Annotated in this window: 19 protein-coding genes and 1 tRNA gene; 11 read left to right on the forward strand and 9 right to left on the reverse strand. The window is 56.2% G+C overall.

Translation table 11 applies throughout. The features are described from left to right. Positions 1 to 8: 8 nt before the first annotated feature. The 6 genes from AC2VNM_RS06810 (at position 9) to AC2VNM_RS06835 (ending at position 6,065) form a co-directional block, all read left to right on the forward strand. Positions 9 to 674 (forward strand): Crp/Fnr family transcriptional regulator, encoded by a 666-nt coding sequence (locus tag AC2VNM_RS06810; RefSeq protein WP_483165301.1) that lies wholly within the window; start codon positions 9 to 11, stop codon positions 672 to 674. 79 nt (positions 675 to 753) lie between these two features. Further along, positions 754 to 957, forward strand: coding sequence for a YgaP family membrane protein (locus tag AC2VNM_RS06815; RefSeq protein ID WP_483165300.1), 204 nt, complete (start codon positions 754 to 756; stop codon positions 955 to 957). Positions 958 to 1,092: 135 nt separating this feature from the next. Continuing rightward, entirely contained in the window at positions 1,093 to 2,163 is a 1,071-nt protein-coding gene (locus AC2VNM_RS06820; RefSeq protein ID WP_483165390.1) for a glycosyltransferase family 2 protein, read from the forward strand. A 6-nt stretch (positions 2,164 to 2,169) separates the two neighbouring features. Further along, a complete protein-coding gene (locus AC2VNM_RS06825) occupies positions 2,170 to 3,816 on the forward strand; it encodes an ArnT family glycosyltransferase (RefSeq protein WP_483190006.1) in 1,647 nt (548 codons plus the stop codon). A gap of 118 nt (positions 3,817 to 3,934) precedes the next feature. Then, entirely contained in the window at positions 3,935 to 4,897 is a 963-nt protein-coding gene (locus AC2VNM_RS06830; protein WP_483165298.1) for a hypothetical protein, read from the forward strand. A gap of 97 nt (positions 4,898 to 4,994) precedes the next feature. Then, entirely contained in the window at positions 4,995 to 6,065 is a 1,071-nt protein-coding gene (locus AC2VNM_RS06835) for an alkene reductase (RefSeq protein ID WP_483165297.1), read from the forward strand. A 1-nt stretch (position 6,066) separates the two neighbouring features. Here AC2VNM_RS06835 and AC2VNM_RS06840 read toward each other — a convergent pair whose 3' ends face one another. Continuing rightward, complete coding sequence (locus tag AC2VNM_RS06840; RefSeq protein WP_483165296.1) at positions 6,067 to 6,675, reverse strand: nucleotidyltransferase; 609 nt, start codon at positions 6,673 to 6,675, stop codon at positions 6,067 to 6,069. A gap of 53 nt (positions 6,676 to 6,728) precedes the next feature. On the opposite strand from AC2VNM_RS06840, the gene AC2VNM_RS06845 reads away from it, so the two are divergent. From AC2VNM_RS06845 to ilvA, 5 genes are all read left to right on the forward strand, one after another. After that, positions 6,729 to 6,813: transfer RNA gene (locus AC2VNM_RS06845), tRNA-Leu, on the forward strand. Positions 6,814 to 6,840: 27 nt separating this feature from the next. Then, entirely contained in the window at positions 6,841 to 7,050 is a 210-nt protein-coding gene (locus AC2VNM_RS06850; RefSeq protein WP_308389039.1) for a (2Fe-2S)-binding protein, read from the forward strand. Continuing rightward, a complete protein-coding gene (locus tag AC2VNM_RS06855) occupies positions 7,047 to 8,003 on the forward strand; it encodes a YheT family hydrolase (protein ID WP_483190005.1) in 957 nt (318 codons plus the stop codon). The genes AC2VNM_RS06850 and AC2VNM_RS06855 overlap by 4 nt, the downstream gene beginning before the upstream one ends. After that, positions 7,990 to 8,382, forward strand: coding sequence for a winged helix-turn-helix domain-containing protein (locus AC2VNM_RS06860; protein WP_483190004.1), 393 nt, complete (start codon positions 7,990 to 7,992; stop codon positions 8,380 to 8,382). The genes AC2VNM_RS06855 and AC2VNM_RS06860 overlap by 14 nt, the downstream gene beginning before the upstream one ends. Then, positions 8,379 to 9,947 carry a threonine ammonia-lyase, biosynthetic gene (ilvA, locus tag AC2VNM_RS06865; RefSeq protein ID WP_483190003.1) on the forward strand — a complete coding sequence of 523 codons (1,569 nt, stop codon included), beginning with the start codon at positions 8,379 to 8,381 and terminating at the stop codon, positions 9,945 to 9,947. The genes AC2VNM_RS06860 and ilvA overlap by 4 nt, the downstream gene beginning before the upstream one ends. On the opposite strand, the gene AC2VNM_RS06870 is transcribed toward ilvA, so the two are convergent. The 8 genes from AC2VNM_RS06870 to AC2VNM_RS06905 form a co-directional block, all read right to left on the reverse strand. After that, a complete protein-coding gene (locus tag AC2VNM_RS06870) occupies positions 9,918 to 10,328 on the reverse strand; it encodes a truncated hemoglobin (protein WP_483165292.1) in 411 nt (136 codons plus the stop codon). The two genes, ilvA and AC2VNM_RS06870, sit on opposite strands and share 30 nt — an antisense overlap. Before the next feature lie 63 nt (positions 10,329 to 10,391). Then, positions 10,392 to 10,688 carry a uracil-DNA glycosylase family protein gene (locus AC2VNM_RS06875; protein ID WP_486913063.1) on the reverse strand — a complete coding sequence of 99 codons (297 nt, stop codon included), beginning with the start codon at positions 10,686 to 10,688 and terminating at the stop codon, positions 10,392 to 10,394. Further along, entirely contained in the window at positions 10,685 to 11,041 is a 357-nt protein-coding gene (locus AC2VNM_RS06880; RefSeq protein WP_486913064.1) for a uracil-DNA glycosylase family protein, read from the reverse strand. The genes AC2VNM_RS06875 and AC2VNM_RS06880 overlap by 4 nt, the downstream gene beginning before the upstream one ends. Before the next feature lie 153 nt (positions 11,042 to 11,194). Continuing rightward, positions 11,195 to 12,304 (reverse strand): cytochrome-c peroxidase, encoded by a 1,110-nt coding sequence (locus AC2VNM_RS06885; RefSeq protein WP_483190001.1) that lies wholly within the window; start codon positions 12,302 to 12,304, stop codon positions 11,195 to 11,197. A gap of 464 nt (positions 12,305 to 12,768) precedes the next feature. Next, a complete protein-coding gene (locus AC2VNM_RS06890; protein ID WP_486913065.1) occupies positions 12,769 to 15,402 on the reverse strand; it encodes a chemotaxis protein CheW in 2,634 nt (877 codons plus the stop codon). Positions 15,403 to 15,467: 65 nt separating this feature from the next. Beyond that, on the reverse strand, positions 15,468 to 17,261 hold the full coding sequence (locus tag AC2VNM_RS06895; RefSeq protein ID WP_483165288.1) for a putative bifunctional diguanylate cyclase/phosphodiesterase: 1,794 nt from the start codon (positions 17,259 to 17,261) through the stop codon (positions 15,468 to 15,470). A 608-nt stretch (positions 17,262 to 17,869) separates the two neighbouring features. Next, on the reverse strand, positions 17,870 to 20,518 hold the full coding sequence (locus AC2VNM_RS06900; RefSeq protein WP_486913066.1) for a putative bifunctional diguanylate cyclase/phosphodiesterase: 2,649 nt from the start codon (positions 20,516 to 20,518) through the stop codon (positions 17,870 to 17,872). A gap of 3 nt (positions 20,519 to 20,521) precedes the next feature. Continuing rightward, positions 20,522 to 21,031: EAL domain-containing protein (locus AC2VNM_RS06905; RefSeq protein ID WP_486913067.1), on the reverse strand; the 510-nt coding region annotated here is incomplete at its 5' end.

Raw genomic sequence — 21,031 nt, forward strand, 5'->3', positions numbered from 1 at the left:
ATCGATAGATGAACACCGATTGGCTGGAGCAGTTTCCAGACCTTCGCGCTTTGCAGCAGACGAAAACTGGTGCGGTGCTGTTGGCTGCAGCCAGACAGCTGCGATTTGCCGCCGGTAGCCTCATCTTTCAGAACGGGAGCCTTTGCGAGCAATATCTTCTGGTGCAGGAGGGTCAGATTCGTGTGCAGCAGGTCTCTGTCAGTGGCCGGGAGATCGTGCTGTATCGGATTGGGCCAGGGGAGTCTTGCATACTGACCACCGCCTGCCTGTTTAATGGGCACGCCTATCCCGCGACCGGGATCAGCGAGAACGTGGGCAGCGCCGTAGCGTTTTCACGCCAACACTTCCAGGCCGCAATCGCAGACAACCCGGATTTTCGTAGTTTCGTGTTTCGCGCCTACGGCGACCGCCTGACACAACTATTTGCCCTGGTCGAAGAAGTGCTTTTTACCCGCCTGGATATCCGTCTGGCCCGCCTACTACTGCATCAGGGCGCAGAGGGGGATACGCTGTCCATAACGCACCAGGCCATTGCCGCCGAGCTTGGTTCCGCCCGTGAGGTAATCAGTCGCAGCTTGCGGGACTTCGAAGCACGCGGCTGGATTCGACGGCAACATCGACAAATTCATTTACTGGACCGTGAGGCACTGAAAGAGCTGGCTAACAGCCCCTAATTTTGTGATATTGTCACTGACGTCTTGCCCCTGCCCTGCAATCATGAAACTCCTTTCCAAGGGTAATGGGGGTAAGGTCATGAACATGCAAACATTGCACAATGAGGGCGGACTGGATCGCGGCATACGCATCATTATCGGGGCGGTAGTCATCAGCCTCGTATTTTGGGGGCCGCAAAGTCCTTGGGGTTGGTTGGGAGTGATCCCATTGGGCACCGGGCTGATTGGCTGGTGCCCAGCCTATTCCCTGTTTGGAATCAAGACTTGTAAGTTGCGTCGCTGAAGCCAAAAAGGTGCGCCACCCTCGGTAGCTCGAGGGGGCGCCAAGCCAGGTCAAACGGACCGTTTTTCGACACTTCTCCCACCACGATCGGGAATTCCCTAATTTTCGCCTAAGCTTGCCACGTTATCCTTGCAAGTGGTCGAACAGGCTCTGCTGCCGCTCTTCATATTGATCAGCAAGCGTTGGCGTCTTCCGCTAGCCCACATGGAATCAGAGCACATCCTATTGAAAAATGAAAAAACGCAAGAGAACGAGTTCTATAGAATATCGGTGGTGATTCCCTGCTACAATGAATCCGCCAATATCAGTTCCCTCTTCGACCGTACCCGGGCGGTGCTGCAAAAATTAGAGCAAAGGTGGGAGATCATCTTCGTCAACGACGGCAGTAGCGACGACACCCTATTGCGATTGCTCGCGCTCCGAGATCGGGATGATCGGGTAATGATCATCAATCTCTCCCGCAATTTTGGTAAAGAGGCGGCATTGTCCGCAGGACTAGACCATGCTACCGGCGATGTTGCCATCCCTCTGGACGCCGACCTACAGGACCCCCCCGAGTTGATCCAACCCCTCTTTACAAAATTCTTGGAGGGCTACGACGTGGTAAATGCGGTGCGCCAGCGACGCTCGGGAGAATCCTATGCAAAACGAATGAGTTCCTTCCTGTTCTACCGCGTTCTGAACCGGGTGAGTAGCATTGAAATTCCCCATGACGCTGGGGACTGCCGTTTGCTGTCGCGGAAGGTGCTAGAGGCCCTGAAACGCCTACCCGAACGCCGCCGTTACATGAAGGGTCTGTTTGCGTGGACTGGCTTTAAGACAACATCAATATATTTTCAAAGAGACGCACGCCAAAATGGACGAAGCAGCTGGAATTATTGGCGATTATGGCAGCTGGCGCTGGAGGGGATCACATCGTTCAGCCACGTACCGCTGCAATTCGCCTCCTACATGGGCATAACGATCGCATTTACGTCTTTTCTGTATGCCATCTACATGATTATCGAAACCATATGTTGTGGAAACTCGGTAAAGGGATATCCCTCACTTATGGTAACAATATTGTTCCTGGGTGGGGTTCAGCTCATCGCACTGGGGGTGCTTGGCGAGTATATTTCCAGAATTTACGAAGAAAGCAAGCAGCGACCACTATATTTGATTCAGGATCTCTGGATTAATAACCCAGACAACGAAAGGAAGAATTGATAGAGCATGCAACAAAAAAAGAAAATTTATAAATTTCTAGTGCAGGAGATGCTGATTTTTTCGGTCTCTATACTGTATTTTTCTTGGGGTACAGGAAACACCAGCCTATGGGATATCGATGAACCTATCTACGCGCAATCCTTGAAAGAAATGATGGCGAATCACAACCTGATTCTGCCTACCTACAACGGCCAGATTCTTCCTGACAAGCCGATCCTGAATTATTGGATGATGTGGGCAGGGATAAAACTGTTCGGCCTCGATTCTTTTGGTTTACGCATCGGATCGGCGATCGTGGGAGCGCTGCTAGTATTGCTGATCGTCAGCGTCGTTCGCCGAATGTACAGCGAGAAAATCGCCTTTCTGTCTGCTCTGATAATCGCCACCATCCTCCACAGTACCGTGATCTTTCGTAGCGCCACGCCCGATCCTCTGCTGATCCTTGCCACAACTGCCGCGCTGCTATCTTTCTTGCTGGCCTATCTGGATCCCCAGGTCAGGCGCAACGCTTTATTCTCATTCTATCTAGCACTTGCTTTGGGAACGCTGGATAAAGGTCCAATCGCGTTCCTGTTACCAGGATTGATCGTCGTTATTTTTCTGATCGTACAGCAAAATCTCCACTTTCTGTGGCAGCAGGGGAAGCTTGGACTCGGGCTACCGCTGTTCCTGATACTGCTCATGCCTTGGTACGTCGCAGTCGGCCTAGAAACGCATTGGATGTGGGACAAGCTCTTTCTATTGCAGCAGAATATTGGCCGCTTTGATGCGAGCATGCAAGGTCATCGGGGCCCGTGGTTTTATTATGTACTTAGCGTCTTCCTCGGCATGTTACCCTGGTCGGTGTTCCTACCACAGGCGCTGCTTTGGTTAAAAAGGACAAGGGCACTGACTCAGGACAAGCAACAGGTCAAAAACCAGTTTATGCTGCTCTGGGCGGCGGTCTGGATCATCTTCTTCAGCCTCTCCGCAACCAAGCTGCCGAGCTATGTCTGGGAGTCTTATCCACCACTGGCGATTCTCTTAGCCACGCATCTCGACTCGCGACTGCAAGCAACGCAGAAGGGCCTCACCAAGTCCGACGCTCTGTCACTTGGCGTTCTGTTTGCCATCGGCGTCCTCTTGACGACGTTTGGTGGCTGGATCGTACCCATGCGGCAGCCGGAAATCCCACGCATGCTATGGCTTGGTACGCCCTACATCGTCGCCGCACTGGTAGCTGGGGTCTGGATCTGGCGACAGCGTGTCCTCTGGGCTCTGCTGAGTTTGGCTGGTGGCGCGGTGGCACTCAGCGTACTTGTGGTGTTTCTGTATACGCCGGAGTTCAACCGGCTGAAACCCTCTCGGGAGATGGCGGAAAAAATTTTCCAAATTCAGGCGGGGGCGCCTTATCGCCTCGCGTCATGGCAGTGGTTTCAGCCCGACTTTCTGTTTTATGCAGCGCGTGGCGCCATGACTATCCACCATCTACAAGATACAACAAATATCAGGAACTACATGGGAAACAGGCCTCTCTATGTCGTCTGTCCGGCAACTGACCTAAGTAAACTTATTTCTCAGGTAGAATCCCCCTACCAGGCAAAGATCGTACTGATACGCTATGAAATTTACAATCGGGAAAAAATCGCACTACTCCGAGTCGCTAAACCATGATCGAAAGAAGATTCTGTACTAACTGGTTTTCCCGAATGAAAGAGGTACAATTTCACAACGAGCCATGCACTGACCTGATGATAGAGTTTTTATCTCCAGCAAAATAAGGAGTTCATGAATGACTACCGCCACTACCGCAGAACCCACGATTGCCGAGTATTCCCCCCAACAACGCGCCTTTGCTGCGGTGCGTATCCTTTTTGGGTTCGTCTGGCTGATCAACACTGCTCTGCAGTTGAGTCCAGCCTACCGTGCACATTTTCTGGATACCTTCAGTGCGGATTGGGTCAGTGGGCAACCCGCCTGGGTAATGGCCTATGGACACTGGATGGCATCAGTGGTCACCGGTATTGGCCCGAACTTGGTCGCTTGGATCACCATTGTGCTGGATGTGCTTCTCGCCGTCAGCCTGATCAGCGGAGTCTTTTTGCCCTTCTTTGCCTACGTCGGTGTGTTTTACAACCTTTGGCTATGGAGCACCGTTGGCGGTTTCGGCGGCCCCTACACCCAAGGCGCCACGGATCCGGGAACCGCCATCATCTACGCGCTAGTCTTTGTTTTTGTCATTACCAGTCGCTCTTGGGACTGCTGGAGTCTAGCTGGCACGCGCCCCGGGCGTCTTTCCCCCGCGGCCATGCACACCGCGCGCATCCTCTTCGGCCTGCTCTGGGTCTTCGACGCCTTCTGGAAGTGGCAGCCCTTTTTCCTGCACAACGCCGTCACATATCTCCAGCAAGCCTTGCCCGGAGAGCCGGCATGGATTGCCGCCTACATCACCTTCTTCATCACCGTCATCAACGCCTTGGGGCCTTTTCTCTTCGGGGTTTTCGCGGCGCTAGCGGAGAGCATGATCGCCCTTTTTCTGCTGATCGGCGGCAAGCAGCTCCGCTGGATCATTCCCGTCGGCATCGCCTATAGCTTCGGTGTCTGGACCACCGCCGAGGGCTGGGGTGCGCCCTATCTGCCGGGCAGCACCGCCAACAAGGGCGACGTCCTCGGCACCACCAACATCTACATCTTTGCCTTCCTGTTCCTGGCGGCGTGGGTCTATTTCCGGCCACACAAGCCACAAAACAGTTGAAAGACAGCAACGTCGGGGGCCGATAACGCAGGCACGGTTGCACACCGACTGACCGGTCGGTATCATTCTCGGCAGTCGATCCAGATGAGGAGCCAGTATGACGGACCTATTTTCTCCCCTGACCTTGGGCGCCATTGAACTCGACAATCGAATATTGATGGCCCCTCTCACTCGCTGCCGTGCCGAAGGCGAGCACGTGCCTACGCTGCTCATGGCCGAATACTATGCCCAACGCGCAAGCGCCGGCCTGATCATCGCCGAAGCGACCATGATTTTGCCGGGTAATTCAGCGTTCTGGCATGAACCCGGCATCTATTCCGCTGAGCAGATCGCCGGCTGGCGTAAGGTAACCGATGCCGTACATCAGGCCGGCGGAAAAATTGCCTTGCAGATCTGGCATGGTGGGCGTGCCTGCCATCCCGATCTCAACAATGGCGCGATCCCGGTGGCACCGAGTGCCATCGCCATTGCCAATGAAGAAGTCCACACGCCCAAGGGAAAACAGGCCTACACCATACCACGCGCGCTGACCGACGACGAAATCCCAGCCATCGTTGAAGGCTTTGCGCAGGCGGCCCGCAACGCTCGGGCAGCGGGATTCGACATGGTCGAAGTCCATGCGGCCAACGGCTACCTGATCGATGAATTCCTGCGCGACGGGAGCAACCATCGTGAGGGCCCCTACGGAGGGAGTCGGGAAAACCGCGCCCGCTTCCTTTTCGAGGTCCTGGATGCTGTATGTGCAGCCATCGGAGCGGATCGTGTTGGCGTGCGTTTCTCGCCACTCAACAGCTTCAATGACATGAAAGACAGCGATCCTGCAGGGCTCTATACCTGGCTGGCGAACTCCCTCAATGACAAGAACCTCGCCTACCTCCACCTCATGCGCGGCGATTTTTATGGGAAGCAGACGGCAGATGTATTGACTCCCGTGCGTAAAAACTATTGCGGCAAGCTCGTGGTCAACATGGGATATAGCCCAGAAGAGGCAAAAAATACGATAGCCGAGGGCAAAGCGGACGCCGTGGCTTTTGGCACCGCCTTTCTCGCCAATCCCGATTTACCCGCGCGCATTCGCAGCGGCGCCACGCTCAATGAGCCCAACCCTGACACCTTTTATACCCCAGGACCAGAGGGTTATACCGATTATCCCACCCTGCTCGGCTAAATCAGCAGGGATTTTCCGCGGCCAAGAGCCGCTGTAACTGCGCGATGCTGCCCCGCGGCAGGGGCTTGCCATCGCGCGCCGAGGCGGGGCTGCGGCGGTCTTCGTCCAGGGCAAAGACCACCAGGCGCAGGGGTGCCCCCTCAAACTCCAGTAAAAAAGTGGGGTAATCCATGGCATTGGCATCGCCAAAACGCAGGCGCTGCCAGCCTTCCTCATATTCGACCTGGGCATCGAGCAGGAAAAACAGCACGCTTTCCGGGGCATCGGCAAAGAGATGCAAGATGATCTTGCTGTGTTCCGTCGCATCACCCTCCCACACTGGGCCGACCAGACGTGGCTGAAACTCTTGCAGCCACTCCATCGCGTACAGGGCGATTTCCCGCAAATGGCGCAAGGCCTGGGGTTGGGTATCCGCATGGAAAAGCTGCAGGCGCGCCTGCAACTCGCTGTGGATTTCCGTGTTGCTAGGCCAGTGTTGCTGGGCATGGACGCCCAGCCGGCGTGCGGCCTTCTCCTTGGCACTGCGAAAATCGCCCACGGCTTCATCGACCATGATACGCGCGGCTTCCACCGCTAAAAGCTGACGTAGGCGTTGCGGAGACTTGGCCATAATTTGACTCCGTCGTTGTCCAGAAGGGCCCCAGGGGATAAGATAACGCAGACGCGAGGATGGCGGAATTGGTAGACGCACTGGATTTAGGTTCCAGCGCCGCAAGGCGTGGGAGTTCGAGTCTCCCTCTTCGCACCACATGGATGATCGAGGTACGCAGCGAGAATGTCAGCAGAAGCGCAGGAAATCGACGACAGTCCCTATTGCTGTTGCTCGGCAGCCACTTTTCAGGAGATCCTCGAGCGTCAGCGCGCCCAGCCCCTACCCTTTATGGAGCTGCTGATGGTGCATGCGGGCTGCGGTTCCGGTTGCGGCAGCTGCATCGAAGAGCTGGAGCAATACCTCCGGGCGCACGACGCCTACATCGAAGATTGACGCTCTCCTGCCACTTTCGTTCCCCCATCTGGCTCCCAAACGGCGATTTCGAAACCGTTTGGGCGCTGTTTTTTTCCCGCCGACCGCAGGTCTCTCTGCGTCGCGAAATCTGGACGACACCAGATCAAGATCGCATTGCCGTCGACTGGGTGGATGGCCAGGGCGATAGCCCGGTGCTGGTTCTTTTTCACGGCCTGGGTAGTAGCAGTCGTGGACATTATGCCCTATCCCTCGGCGCAGCCCTGCAGCGAGTGGGCTGGACAGGCTGTTTCATCAATTTTCGCGGCTGCGGCGGCATCGACAATCTTCTACCGCGCGCCTACCACGCCGGTGACAGCGCGGAAATTGCCTGGATCATCGAGCGGTTGCATGCGTTGCAGCGGCCGCTATACGCCGTCGGCGTGTCTCTCGGCGGCAATGCCCTACTGAAATATCTGGGTGAGAATCACCCAAACTATTTGACGGCAGCCACCGCGGTCTGCGCGCCGGTCGATCTGGTGGCCACGGCCGCATATATCGCCGCTCGCCCCCTCTATGAACAGTATTTTGTCCGCACCCTGAAACGACAGATGGGGCGCTATGCCCAACGATTTCCCGACCTGGTGGATTGGCAGGCGGTGCGCTGCAGCAAGAGTCTGCGCGCCTTTGACGATGCCTTCACCGCTCCGGTCCATGGCTTTCCCGATGCCCTGAGCTACTGGCAGCAGAGCTCTTCCGGGCCAGGCCTCGCGCAGGTGCGCACGCGCACGCTGTTGATCAATAGTCGCAATGATCCTATCGTACCCTTGGATGCCGTTGCGAAATGGCCCCGCGGTCGCGCCGTGCATCGCTGTTTCACCCAGCGCGGCGGCCATGTTGCCTACGTGCAAGGTAGATTCCCCGGAGATACCGACTGGCTTCCGGAGCGAATCCTGCGCTTTTTTCAGGGAGAGGACCCAGATGCAGAAGCATAGTCATGTCATCGCGCCGAGGCTGCGCATACTGCTGGCCGAGGCCATCGCCATTGGCCCCGGCAAGGCGGAACTATTGCATCGCATCGAGGAAAAGGGCTCGATCTCGGCTGCGGCACGGGCCATGAACATGAGCTACCGGCGCGCCTGGCTGCTGGTCGACACCATGAATCGTTCCTTCGTCGGCCCATTGGTAGGCACGGCGACGGGCGGCACGCGCGGTGGCGGCGCCTTTCTCACCGAGCTGGGCAAAGAAGTCCTGGCCCACTATGAGGCGATGGAGGAAAAGGCCAACACCGCCCTGCAAAAAGACATCGACCAGTTTCGCCAGTGGTTGCGCCCCGACGGTCCCCTTCCTCCAAGCCACGGAAGCCCAGAGTGAAAGATCTGCTCCGCGAAATTCTCTGCAGCCGGGTCTATGACGTCGCCCGCGAAACACCACTCGAAGCCGCGCCCAAAATGAGCGCCCGTCTGGGGCGGGAGATCCTCTTCAAACGCGAAGATCTGCAGCCGGTATTCAGCTTCAAGCTGCGCGGCGCCTACAACCGGATCGCACAACTGAGCGATGAGGAGCGGCGCCGGGGGGTCATCGCCGCGAGTGCCGGCAATCATGCCCAGGGAGTTGCCCGTAGCGCTCAGTTCCTAGGCATCCGCGCCAGCATCGTCATGCCGCGCACCACCCCGGAAATCAAGGTCCGCGCCGTCCAGACCCTGGGTGCCGAGGTCATTCTGCACGGTGACAGCTATTCCGACGCGCAGGCCTATTGTCAGCAGATCATCGCCGAAACCGGCATGGTCTTTGTCCATCCCTTCGACGACCCCTTGGTGATTGCCGGTCAGGGCACCGTGGGGGCGGAACTGCTGCGCCAGCGCGGGAGTGCCCTCGATGCGATATTTGTGCCCGTGGGGGGTGGCGGTCTGATCGCTGGCGTGGCCGCTTACCTGAAAAGTATCGTGCCGGAGATCCGCATCATTGGCGTCGAACCCTTCGAAGCTGATGCGATGTATCAATCCCTGCAGGCTGGGGAGCGGATCGAATTGGATCAGGTCGGCATCTTTGCCGACGGTGTCGCCGTGCGCAAGGTAGGCGAGCACACCTTCGCCCTCTGCCGCCAGTACGTCGATCAGATCGTGCGCGTCAGCAATGACGAAATCTGCGCCGCCATCAAAGATATCTTCGACGAGACCCGCACGGTGATGGAGCCGGCCGGGGCCCTAGCGCTTGCCGGGCTGAAGCATCTGGCGCTGGAAGAGCCCGCACAGGCCGGCCAAGGGGCGTGGGTGGCCATCCTCTCCGGCGCCAACATGAACTTCGACCGACTGCGTTTTATCGCCGAGCGCGCCGAAATTGGGGAAGCGCGCGAGGCCCTGTTTGCTGTTACCATCCCCGAACGTCCCGGGGCCTTCCAGGCCTTCTGTGCCGCCATTGGCGGACAGCGCGTCATCACCGAATTCAATTACCGCCTGCATCGTCGTGACGAGGCGCAGATCTTTGTCGGCGTTGCCGTGCGGGACCGGGCTGACGCCGAGGGGCTACTGCAGGGGCTCCGTGATACGGGACATACCGCCCTAGACCTCAGCAATGACGAGATGGCCAAGTTGCATATCCGTCACATGGTCGGCGGCCATGCGGTGCAGGCCCGTAATGAGCGTATCTTTCGCTTTGAATTTCCCGAGCGCCCCGGCGCCCTCATGGAGTTTCTCGATAAGGTCGGCGGGCGCTGGAACATCAGCCTCTTTCATTATCGCAACAATGGCGTCGATTTCGATCGCGTACTGGCCGGATTTGAAGTGCCGCCCGAAGATTCCGCAGCCTTCCGGGATATGCTCGAACGCCTCGGCCTGCCCTACGCCGAAGAGACCGACAATCCCGCCTATCGCTTCTTTCTTGGACAGGGCGAGGAACAGACCCCGCGTCTATGCGTCGCGGGCGAACATCAGTCGTAGCGACTCGCCAATTCCACTCGCCAGGCCCAACCAACGCTTGGCGAGGTCCGCATCGAGATGGTCTAGCATCGTCTCGTGAAAGAGCTGTAGCCAGTCGTCTACCAAGGCATTGGTCACCCCGACAGGAGCGTGCTTGTCGCCCAGGGCATAGCGAAAATCCTGGTACGGTAAACCTCCCATCACCGTCCACCAATAATGGGTGAGACGTTCCTTGTGCAAGGTCCAGTCGCCAACAATGGCGAAGGGCTCCGCCAGAGTGGGATGATGTTGAATGCGATCGTAAAAATCGTCCACCACGGCACGAATGGTCGGCAGACCGATTTTTTGGCAGAGCGGTTCAAGCTTGCGTTTGGCAGGTAGAACCGGCAACTCATCAGCCATGACGGCCTCCTCTCTGTATCAGCAAAGTGCCATCATACGCCGCCAGCCCGCGGCGACCAATCGCTAGCCCTGCAACAGCATCTGGGTGTAGCGCCGCACCCATGATTGCGCCTCCCGCAAGCGGTAGGTCATGATCCAGGACGGATGCGGCAGGTGGGAAATACGCACGCTACCGTCAGGAAAGAGCCGCTGCACCGTAGCTTCCACCTCTCGCCCCAAGGCAATGATGCGCTTCGGCTGAATCTGCGCCATCTCGGCCAGAAAACGTTCCACGACCACTCGCTGCGCGGATATGGGAAGCTCTGGATAATTGCAGTTTTTGCCATCGCGCAGGAAGCCCACCGCTGCAACATTGCTCACATAGAACGTGCGGTAGAACTTCTAACGCCCACGTTCTGCACCACCCGCTGAAAGAAGTTGGCCGAGGGCTCGGTGTCGTTGCGCGGCAAAGGCATATCCGGTAGCAAATTTGCCAAACTGCGGAAATCAAGGAAGGGGATGCCGGTCAAAGCGGCCCCCGAACGCCCCGGATTGAGCCCCAGGATCACCGTCTGGGGCAAAGGCTCGGGAACGTACTGTTGGATAAACTGCTCGGCATAGGGTCGATACTCCATAAAATCCTGGAGAATCGTTATGCCAGATTCCTGCAACAGGCCGGTGAATGCCGCATCCTGCAAATATTGGTCTTGGGCGAAAAAAAGAGGGTTCTGCATCGGGAACATGCCTTTACTGATCAGCCGGCCATAATCCTACATTGCCATTCTCAGGGCAATCGTCAGCATCGAACCATCCCGTCTAGCACCCTCGGCGCGGCGTAGGTCGGCGTTCGCGCGGAACGGGACCGACACGCCGCCCTGGCGTATACGCTATTTTTTCTGTATCTCCTTCGCCATATCCGCGACCTTCATGAGCAAGGTGGAATCCGGGGTTTGGGGCAAATGCGGGAGTGTTACCTGCGGAAACTTGCCGGTCAGACTATTCAGGAATGCCACGATCTGCTTGGTCTGGGTATCCGTTAGGGTTTTGCCCAACTCACAGGCGGCCATGACCCGGACAGCTTCTTGCAGAGTGGGAACCGTACCGTAGTTGAAATAAGGTGCAGTAAGGGCAACGTTGCGCAGGCCCGGTACTCGGAACCGTTCCTTGTCGGCGTCTTTGTGCGTCACGTCGTAGCGTCCCAAATCGCCATGCAGGTGATATTTCTGCACGTATTTTGCGCAGGCAGTATTCTGCGGTTGGGCCGGAAATTTTTGATAAAAGCCCTCGCCCATCGGCAGCCCGGGGTTATCGAACATGGGGCCGGCGTGGCAGGTACCACAGCCCACCGAGTTGAACAACTTCAGTCCCTCTTGCGCCGTCACGTCCAGGGCCTTTTTATCGCCTTTTACAAAGCGATCATAGGGACTATCCGGTGTCACCAGGGTACGCTCAAAGCTGGCGATCGCTTCCACCGCATGGTCGAAAGTGATCGGTTCCTTGCCACCAAAAACCTGCGTGAATTGCGCATGATACCCCGGAATCTTGCGCAAAACGTCGACTACCGCCTGTGCGTTGGGCATACCCATCTCCACCGGATTGAGGATGGGCCCTTTCGCCTGCTCCTCCAGACTGCTGGCTCGCCCGTCCCAAAACTGGACCGTATTGAAGGCGGCGTTGTAGACCGTAGGCGTGTTACGCGGGACATCGACTCGACCAAAAACCCCGAAAGACAGGGGAAGATTATCGCTACCATTACTTTGCACCATATGGCAGCTGTTACAAGACACAGTTCCAGAAAGAGAAATTCGGGGATCAAAATACAACTGCTTGCCCAGCTCAATCTTGGCGGGGGTCATGGGGTTGTTGGCAGGTACTGGTACCTTGGCGGGGAACTCCCCGTCAGCGACCGCCAGCGGCGCAGCCAAGAGACCGGCACAACCCAGAAGCAACGCCTGCCAGCTCCGCCGCGGAACCCGGATAACGAGATGTGTGTGCATAAAAACGCTCCCTTGTGACATTCTAGGACTTCAGTATAGAAATTCCCGACATCACCCACAAGCGGCAACTTTGCGCTGCACCATTGGGCATTTCTGGTACCAGCCTTGGTCGAAGCCTCCGAACGGCGGATCGCCACCCTGGAATCCGGAAGAACTCGCTGATGACGATTACCGACAAGATGTGGGATGCCCTGAACACCGAGATCAAGATGAATGACCGGGAGGAGAGTTTGGCGGGCACGGATGCACTATCAGGAAGATCCCGGCCCCATTGCATGAAAAGACGTCAGACGCAGGCCACGAAGAAAGGACACGGAAACAGCCCCTTCTATCGGAGATGCCAGCAACTCTCCGTCAGACCGAAAGATGCGGACAATTCGACAAAAGTCGAAAGAATTTTCAGGGCAAGCACTACGTGGGTTTGGCGGATCCTCTAGTTACAACGCTATCATCACTTACAGTCCCTAACACGAGCAGATATGCTCGCACTCGCCAATCGGACTTTGGGCGCGCATCTCTAGGGGCGAAAGGCGTTCTAGGAGGTGCTGCACTGATAAGATCATCAGGATCCGCTGGTCCTGATCCGTCCCGCGAGGCTTGACGAGGCTTTCGATCAAAGCAGTAGTACCACTCATAGAGGTCGGTGCCTCTTCCAGTTGAGAAAGTGCAATCTCTCGCGTGTCCCCCAGTTCATCTACGATCACTGCAAAACACATCTCTTTTTCAGGCACTCTGATGACCATGATCTGTCGATCACCGACGGCTTCTTTGCCGCGAGGGAGAAATGACGCAAGATCGATGATGGGAAGGACCTGATCCTGGTGCACGATACAACCATGTACCCAAGATGGAGATTTAGGGGTCTGGGTGATTGGCTGTGGATCAATAGCCTGGATCTCATATTCCAGGCGGATGCCGTACCAGCCGTTACCTACATAAAAGGTCGCCACTTCCAGAACATCATCTCCACTGGTTCGGTAGGGAGAATGATCATTGCTATATTGACGCTGCGCAGTTTTATGCACATCAAACCGACTCAATTCCCTGGACAGGGGAACAAGCACCAATGCGACGATGTCATTGCGATAGGCATCCGCTTGCCCCTTGTATTCCCTATAACCTGATGACATACGTGAGCCAACAGCATAATACCTCTCGTTAAATTCGACGATGTTAGCATATCCCTCTCCACCACTCAGTTCAAAAAACTCACGATTTATCGCTATCTTTGTGCCTGCAGCAATAGTTTGGTCACTACTGGCAACAATTTGTCCGTTGCGTTCCGCAAAAATGGCGAAGGCGCCTTCCACGAAGGAACCATCTCTGTTCCGTGGTAACGCATCGAGGAGCATTGCCCGCAATTGCGGGGTGGAGTCAAAGACAATAGCTACACCGCCGACGGCGGCAGTGGCACAATTCAGAGGGGGTATGGCTGCGGCATAGATATAGGTATGGCGTCCTGCATACAACTCGGTAGGCTCAAAAGCAGATACACAATAGCCTTGGCTATCATGCAGGCCGAGTGTGGGCATTACCCATGCAGCTTGCAATGTCTTTCCCACTAGATTGCTATACGTCTGATTCGACACCGCGATAATTTTTGCCGTACGATCAAAAATCAGTAAATTATGGTAGACAGTGTAAAGCCTATTGATACCAGTCAGGATTACCTCGAGTTGTTGCCGTTGCTGCTCCTCCACATCTCCTGATTGGTCGAGAACTTCCCGGAAGGCGCTGGTCAGTGCCCACCAACGACAATCATTTGCCCGCTCATATAAATTGCGATCCATGATGTCAATGGCTAGGGCAGCTTGGAGGGAGCAATTGTAGAGCACGGAGGATACCACTGTTTTATAAAGGTTGGTCGTGGATTGGCTGAAGACGTCTAGCGTATGGACACCTGTATTGCCTATCTCCCGCAGCAACACCTTGGCAAAAGAGGTGTTTAGAGTTTGCCGGTCCCGCGATAGCCAGGTGTTACCATTCCACACCGCCCGATTGAGCTCTCGTTGAATGCTGGCAGCACGTAGGGGAATGGCTCTCAGGTCCGGAGAGAAAATGCTCGCGGTCTCCAACACACCGGATAAAATAGTCGCAGGAACGTTGACAATTTCATGAGCGACGGCCATCTCGAAAGCGTGATTTAACGGCGCCAGGCTATGTCCCTGCCAACCTGCTCCCATATAACCCTGATAACCCTGAGCCTGTTGCGTTGTTGCTAGATATTCTCGGCCAGCAAAGCGAGTAACACGACATCCATCATTCTTTACTTCTGTTACCTTTGCACCGACTGGGAATTGGTAGGCATCGCTACTCGCAATGATTCTCCCATCAGAATTAAGAATGGTTACTACCGTCCAGTCGGAGTCAGTTACTAAATTTTTAAATATTCGCTGGCACTCATCTTGAAATCGAAAACACAAGCATAAAACGCCGACCGGTCTGTTTCCATCCTTGGACATCACCCGGTAAGAATAAATCAGAGGAGATTCATCTCCTGGGAGCAGATCGATGGGACGGAACGTCTCTACATAGGCATCGGCGGTGCCCAGCGATGCGGCAATCAGTGGATCGCTCGAACAGGTTCCAACGCTATCGCCATTCAGCCGTAACAGGATCCTGCCGTCCGGGGCAAGCAATATGATATCGTGATATACGGAGTACTTGCGCACGTATTCCATAAAGCGGGCTTTTAAGGAGACTCGCTGTGGATCGTCCACATGAACAGCCGCCCGATTAGTCTCGCAAGCCTGTGCATAGGCGCAGATATCACTATCCGTGGCAAGGAAACCGATGTCAGCAGTGCGTTCGAAAAGGTTGCGGATCAAAATGTCTATAGCTATCCGCGCCGTCGATTTCAGGTTAAGTACCGTCTTATTATACAACTCGCTGGCTAATTGACCGAGAAGAGTCTCGGCCAACACATTGAAATCTTCGCGCATGCTGGTGATATTCGTGCCGGCGCTCAACATTTGACCAAGTAGTGTCAAATGATCGTACTTGACCTGTATATCGCGCAAGCGATCCTGATCTTGTCGTAATCCAACCATAAAATTTGATAGATAGTTCAGGTCATCCTGCTCATTAGGCAAAGTCATAGCGCCTCCCTGATGTAGTAAAATAGAAGCTGGGCGGCAATTGTCCATTCACCGCAGTTGAATCTCTAAAGGACCACGGAATCATCACGCAGATAAACGCTGAAATCGCTGGCCGGCATGGGCTTGGCAATGCCAAATCCCTGCCCCTGATCGGCATCCATATCGCGCAACAGCCGCAGGCTATCTTCATTTTCTATCCCTTCCGCAGTGATGGCCACATCCAGGGCATGGGCCATCTGGATCATTGCCTGTACCATTTGCGCATGGCGGCGACTATGCGCCATGGGAATGACAAAGCTGTGGTCGATCTTGATTTGATTGCAGTCCAACTCCAGCAGGTACTGCAGAGCCGCTGGGCCAGTACCAAAGTCGTCCAAGGCAAAATGCACGCCAATACTTCGGCAATCGGCAATCAGCTGGGCAGTCTTTTGGATGTCCCGCAATGCGATGCGCTCCACTAGTTCTAGGCACAGTTTTTCGGCAGGAAGACCAGGGCACGCGCTCAAGCTGCGCCGCAAATCTTCACAAAGGCGGTGGTTTTCTACCTGGCGGGCGGCAAGGTTGATGTGGATATCCAGGTCCGTGCCCTCAGCGTGCCAGATCTCTCCCTGCTGGCAGGCGGCCTTCATCACCCACTGACCGATGCGCTGCATAATGAGGGAATCCTCGGCGACATCCAAAAAGGCGCCAGGCAAGAGAAGCCCACGGCTGGGGTGCTGCCAGCGCAACAGTGCCTCGGCACCGACGCAGTTACCCGTGCGTAGAGAGATGATGGGTTGCCAGTAGAGAATGAATTCGGACTCTTGCAGGGCTCGATCCAACTCCCCACGCAGCCGTTGTCGTATCAGGACGCGCTGGCCCTCCTCTTGATTGTAGATTCGCCAGCCATTACCACCCTCAGTCTTGGCTCGGTAGAGTGCTTGGTCAGCATGGTGCAGCAATTCTGCAGGAGCGGCATTATCTAATGGATAAACGCTGATCCCGGCACTGACGGTAATGCCAACGCGCTGTTCATCGAAGCCCATGCGGATACGTAAGGCCGTCATGATACGGGTCATAAGCTCTTCGAGGTTGCGTAATCGATGCAGGTTCTCAACAAGGAGAACAAATTCATCGCCAGCATATCGGATCAGGACGTCCGCCGAGCGTATTACGTCCTGGAGTCGACTTACGACCTCCCGTAAGAGACGATCCCCGGCTTGGTGTCCCATGGCATCGTTGACCCCTTTGAAGCCATCCAGGTCGAGTAGGATGACGGCAAACATGTGCTCGTTGTGCTGCGCCCTGGCGCAGGCGGCGAGAATGCGTTCTTCGAGTTGGTAGCGGTTGGGGACACCGGTAAGAACATCGCAAGTGGCGATCTGCTCCAAGTGCTGCTCGACTCCCTTCCGATGCCACGCTGCGCCGAGCATGTCGGCCAAAAGTTGAGCCAGATGCAGATTGCTGTCCGGAAGTTGAGCGGGAGCCGTGTGGAACCAGGAAACTGCTAGGATACCGCTACAGCCTTTGGGGCCATGCACGGGTATGGCTAGGCTACCCATAAGGCCGGTAACCACATATTCGGGCATGGCCCAGATACTTTGGGGATAATTTGGGGTGTAAATGATGCTGTCATTTTGTAAAGCTGCGCCGCTGATGCCGGCGTCATCAGCAAATATGTGTTGCGATAACGCCTCATAGTTGGCAGGTAGGCCATGAAAGAACAAGTAACGGAGATTGTTGCCCTCATGAACGATGAATGCGGCACCATCGGCTTCCAGGCTCTCCGCAGCCAGGGCTGCCGCTGCAATGAAAAAAGCCGAAAAATCATACTGGCGGGTCAGCGCCTGCAGGCGCTCCATTACAGGAGTAGGGATCACAAATGAATTTCCTTCAGAGATTGGGACAAGACCACTCAAAATGGAACCTCGGCTTGTAGGCTTTTTGTCCAGGACAGGAACAATCAGGTCGATGAAAAACGTGCTCAGTTCTACGGGGGCCGACACCTCTGAGGGAGAACTGTCGGCAGAAGGTTACCCCACCGGCACCGGCCTGAACTCCCCTCGCTCCTACGGAGTCGGAGTCAGAATTTGTCGAGTTTAGAAGTGGTGGAGACGCATCGGAGATAGGGGCACAAATTTTCATCACTGCGGTTATCCTTACGTATCTCTTCGCGATACGATAGGCAATATATGTGCCATTGCGCCATTCGGTGACCATATCGGCACTTGTGGGTGATAGTTGGCACTTAGCGCACCATATTGGTGCAGACCGCTCTACACTAGTGCGTCAGTGATTTCAGAAGCATGGACAGCTAGGCGGCTGCACCCGTATTTGCCTGCGCACGGAATCGACCAACTATCTGAGCTCCCGAGCAACACAGCACCAAGCACCCAGCGGCTAACTTCTGCGTTATCGTAATGAATCACCTTTGTAACAATTCCTCCCGCCAGCAGAAGTTCGCATGGAACAAAGCCATTTGATTATCCTACTCAGGACCACGACCTTCCCGTTGTCTCTGATGAAAGACGTCGCGCAAGGCCTGCAGAAAGGCCCGCTCGGCGCCATCGGCCGCAGTCCAGTCCAGGGAATGACCTGCATCCGAAAGAGCAACGGCTTCCAACTGTGCGAGCTGATGGTGATATTCCTCATGCAGCGCGTTCAGGGTGGCGAGTGTGTCAGGATCTGCGGCAAGTAGCCGCTGCAGTTGCGCCGCAGTTTCGCAGGAGCGGGCGTCTGCCAGGATGACCGGGTTCAGCAGCCGGGAGTGCAGTCGAATGGCGGATTTGATGCCCTCGTGGTGTACCAGGGAGGCGGCATAGAGTCCCAGTAGCGTACTTGGGCAGTCTTGCGGCAGTCTGATGGGTTGCTGCAGAAAATCCTGCAACTGCTCCAGGGGCATCGGTTTGGCAATGGCGTAGCCCTGCAGCAGATCGACGCCCAGTGCCCGCAAGGCATCCTGGATGGACGCGGTTTCTACACCCTCTACAACGAGATCAACACCCAGCCCCTGGGCCAATCCCTGGATGCTGCGCACAAACGCCAGATCTTCTGGTCGTTCCTCCAGGGTGCGGACGAAGCCCTGGTCCAGCTTGATTTTGTCGATGGGCAGCTCCTTGATCCGCAGCAGGGAAGAGTAGGCGCTGCCGACATCATCTAGGGCCAGGCGGACCCCAAGTGCCTTGAGTTCCAGCAGATCCGTCACGGCCTCCTTTTGCTCCTGAAAATCGCTGCCCTCCAGGATTTCCAGGGTAATGCGGCACGGATCGATGGTTCCCTCAAGCAATCGTTCCTTGACGCAGGCAATGCAATCCGGCGAAACCGAGCTAGGGTCCATATTCACCGATGTCCAGAGTTGCAGACCCTGCGCATCCAGGGTGCTGAGATCGCGGATGGCCTGCTCCATGACCCTGCGCGTCAGAGTGGCAAGGTCTTCTTTTTGCAGTTGGGGCAGGAAGCGGGCTGGGGGCCAGATTTCTCCGGTCTCATCACGAAGCCGCCCCAGGGCCTCGACACCGACAATGCGGCTCTGTTGCAGATTCAGGATAGGTTGATACCAGACCTCCACTGCCCCCTGGTCGATCAGTTCTTGGGCCTTGTTGCGTCGCAGCTGGGGAGCTTCGCCGGCAATGAGCCAAGGTTTCAGACGTTCTTGCTTGTGCTCCTTGGCCTGGTACATGGCCTGGTCGGCAAGGCGTAGCAGCTCGCCCCCGCCTGCTTTCGGATCACCCCCATAATGGATCGCCACGCCCATGCTGAGGCTCACCTGGACCTCCTGCCCGTTACCGAGCGCAAGAGGCGACTGCACGGCGTCCACGATCCTGTCCAAAATAGCGGGCAGATCAGACAGATTCTCCAGGTCTTCGAACAGCAGTATGAATTCGTCTCCCCCAAGGCGAGTGAGGAAATCGGTGCCACGCAGGACCTCCGCCAGGCGCTTGCCGATGGCGATCAGCAGTTGATCGCCGACGTCGTGCCCATAGGTATCGTTCACCGGCTTGAAGCCATCGAGATCCAGCATGCAGGCCGCCAGCAAGCGTTGCCGACGACTGGCCCGGAAAAGGGCACGCTCCAGCTCCAGATCCAGGGCCCGGCGGTTGGGCAGGCCGGTCAAAGAATCGGTGGTCGCCTGTGCCTTGATCTCTTCCAGCAGCTGTCGCTCCCGCTCCAGGGTGTCCAGGTGATCCAGCCCAAAACTGATGTCTCGTCCCAATTCTTTCAGAATAGCGCGTAGTTCCGGGGTGAAGTCGGCTTCCTGGCCCAGATAGATCGTAAAAACGCCCCAGATCTGGCCACTACGCAAGATGGGAATAGCGCTACTGGCTGCCAGTCCGAATTGCCTGGCAATCTCTTGCCAAGGTGCCATACGAGGATCATCGGGCGTGAAGAGACCATTGAAATTTGCTGTCTGCGCCCGCCAGCAGCGTCCCGTTGGCCCATTGCCCTCGGGAAGATCTGCCCGAGTGGAAGCCAGGATCTTTTGCAGATAGCCCGTGTTACCTGCTGCAGCAAGGGTTTGGAACCATTCCTGTGTATCCGGCTGGGCAATCCAGACCAGGGCCGCGCGGGTATGCGTCACCGTTAGTTCACAGATGCGCTGCAAGAGCTTCTCTGCCGTCACAGCCCGAGCAATGGCCTCATTTACATTCCCTAGCAGGCGGTTGTACTGCATGAGTTGTTCCTGGATCTCCACCTGTCGTCGCAGCTCCGCCTCCAGGCGCTTCTGGGCCGTGATGTCCCGCCCCAGGATCAGCAAGCCTTCCCGTTTCCCATAGGTAGTAAAGACGGGGATCTTGCGGGTTTCGAATATGCCCGGGGTTCCGTCCGGGCGGGTCACTTCCTCCACCACCACGATGGGCTCTCCGGCCTGCCAAGCTTTCTCGTCGTCTTCCGCGCAAGCCAGATAGGCATTGCGAAATTCCGGATGCAGTTCGGCCAGCTGCCGGTCGGTTTTTCCCTGCCAAGGCGTTTGTTCCAGGTGGAAAAGTGCCTTGGCGGCTTCGTTGATCAATAGCCATCGACCCGCACCGTCCTTCCAGAAAGCAGCATCGGGAATCGCCTCGATCAGCACAGCGGACTGTCTGGCGTCGTTTGGAAGTGGCAAGGGCGGAGCTACGCTTTCAGGGGATTTGCTCATTGGTCAGGTGCTGTCCACTACGTCTTGCTCAAGATGCTCCGCCGGTACCGGGCGACTGAAATGGTAGCCCTGGGCATGCGTTACGCCCAGGTTTATCAGTTTCTCGGCAGTCTCGGCATCTTCTATGCCCTCGGCGACGATCTTCACGGATAGCGACTGTGCCATATCCACCAAGGCCCGTACCATGGTGTGATGTTTGCCATTCTGTCCCTGGGGCGAGACCAGACTTTTGTCGATCTTGAGGCCGGAACATTCCAGCTCTACCAGATATTGGATGGCTGCCGCACCGGTGCCAAAGTCGTCCAGGGTGAAGTGCACGCCCAGTTTTCGGCAGGCCTGGATCATGCCGGCGGTGGCCGGGATGTCGCGCAAGGCGACACGTTCGACGATCTCCAGCCAGAGGGCGTCCTTGTGCAGATCCGGATGCTTGTATAGCAGGCGCTCCAGATAGTGGGCGAATCCCGGCTCTTCGAGCTGCACCGCCGCCAGATTGACGTGGATGTCCCAGTCCTT

It is taken from the genome of Acidithiobacillus sp. TH-A67 (genome assembly GCF_057473545.1).

What these genes read in the sequence shown, in the direction of transcription:
- AC2VNM_RS06810 (WP_483165301.1), top strand. Translation starts at nt 9, where the DNA reads ATGAACACCGATTGGCTGGAGCAGTTTCCAGACCTTCGCGCTTTGCAG.
- AC2VNM_RS06815 (WP_483165300.1), top strand. Translation starts at nt 754, where the DNA reads ATGAACATGCAAACATTGCACAATGAGGGCGGACTGGATCGCGGCATA.
- AC2VNM_RS06825 (WP_483190006.1), top strand. Translation starts at nt 2,170, where the DNA reads ATGCAACAAAAAAAGAAAATTTATAAATTTCTAGTGCAGGAGATGCTG.
- AC2VNM_RS06830 (WP_483165298.1), top strand. Translation starts at nt 3,935, where the DNA reads ATGACTACCGCCACTACCGCAGAACCCACGATTGCCGAGTATTCCCCC.
- AC2VNM_RS06835 (WP_483165297.1), top strand. Translation starts at nt 4,995, where the DNA reads ATGACGGACCTATTTTCTCCCCTGACCTTGGGCGCCATTGAACTCGAC.
- AC2VNM_RS06840 (WP_483165296.1), bottom strand. Translation starts at nt 6,675, where the DNA reads ATGGCCAAGTCTCCGCAACGCCTACGTCAGCTTTTAGCGGTGGAAGCC.
- AC2VNM_RS06850 (WP_308389039.1), top strand. Translation starts at nt 6,841, where the DNA reads ATGTCAGCAGAAGCGCAGGAAATCGACGACAGTCCCTATTGCTGTTGC.
- AC2VNM_RS06860 (WP_483190004.1), top strand. Translation starts at nt 7,990, where the DNA reads ATGCAGAAGCATAGTCATGTCATCGCGCCGAGGCTGCGCATACTGCTG.
- AC2VNM_RS06870 (WP_483165292.1), bottom strand. Translation starts at nt 10,328, where the DNA reads ATGGCTGATGAGTTGCCGGTTCTACCTGCCAAACGCAAGCTTGAACCG.
- AC2VNM_RS06880 (WP_486913064.1), bottom strand. Translation starts at nt 11,041, where the DNA reads ATGCAGAACCCTCTTTTTTTCGCCCAAGACCAATATTTGCAGGATGCG.
- AC2VNM_RS06885 (WP_483190001.1), bottom strand. Translation starts at nt 12,304, where the DNA reads ATGCACACACATCTCGTTATCCGGGTTCCGCGGCGGAGCTGGCAGGCG.
- AC2VNM_RS06890 (WP_486913065.1), bottom strand. Translation starts at nt 15,402, where the DNA reads ATGACTTTGCCTAATGAGCAGGATGACCTGAACTATCTATCAAATTTT.
- AC2VNM_RS06900 (WP_486913066.1), bottom strand. Translation starts at nt 20,518, where the DNA reads ATGAGCAAATCCCCTGAAAGCGTAGCTCCGCCCTTGCCACTTCCAAAC.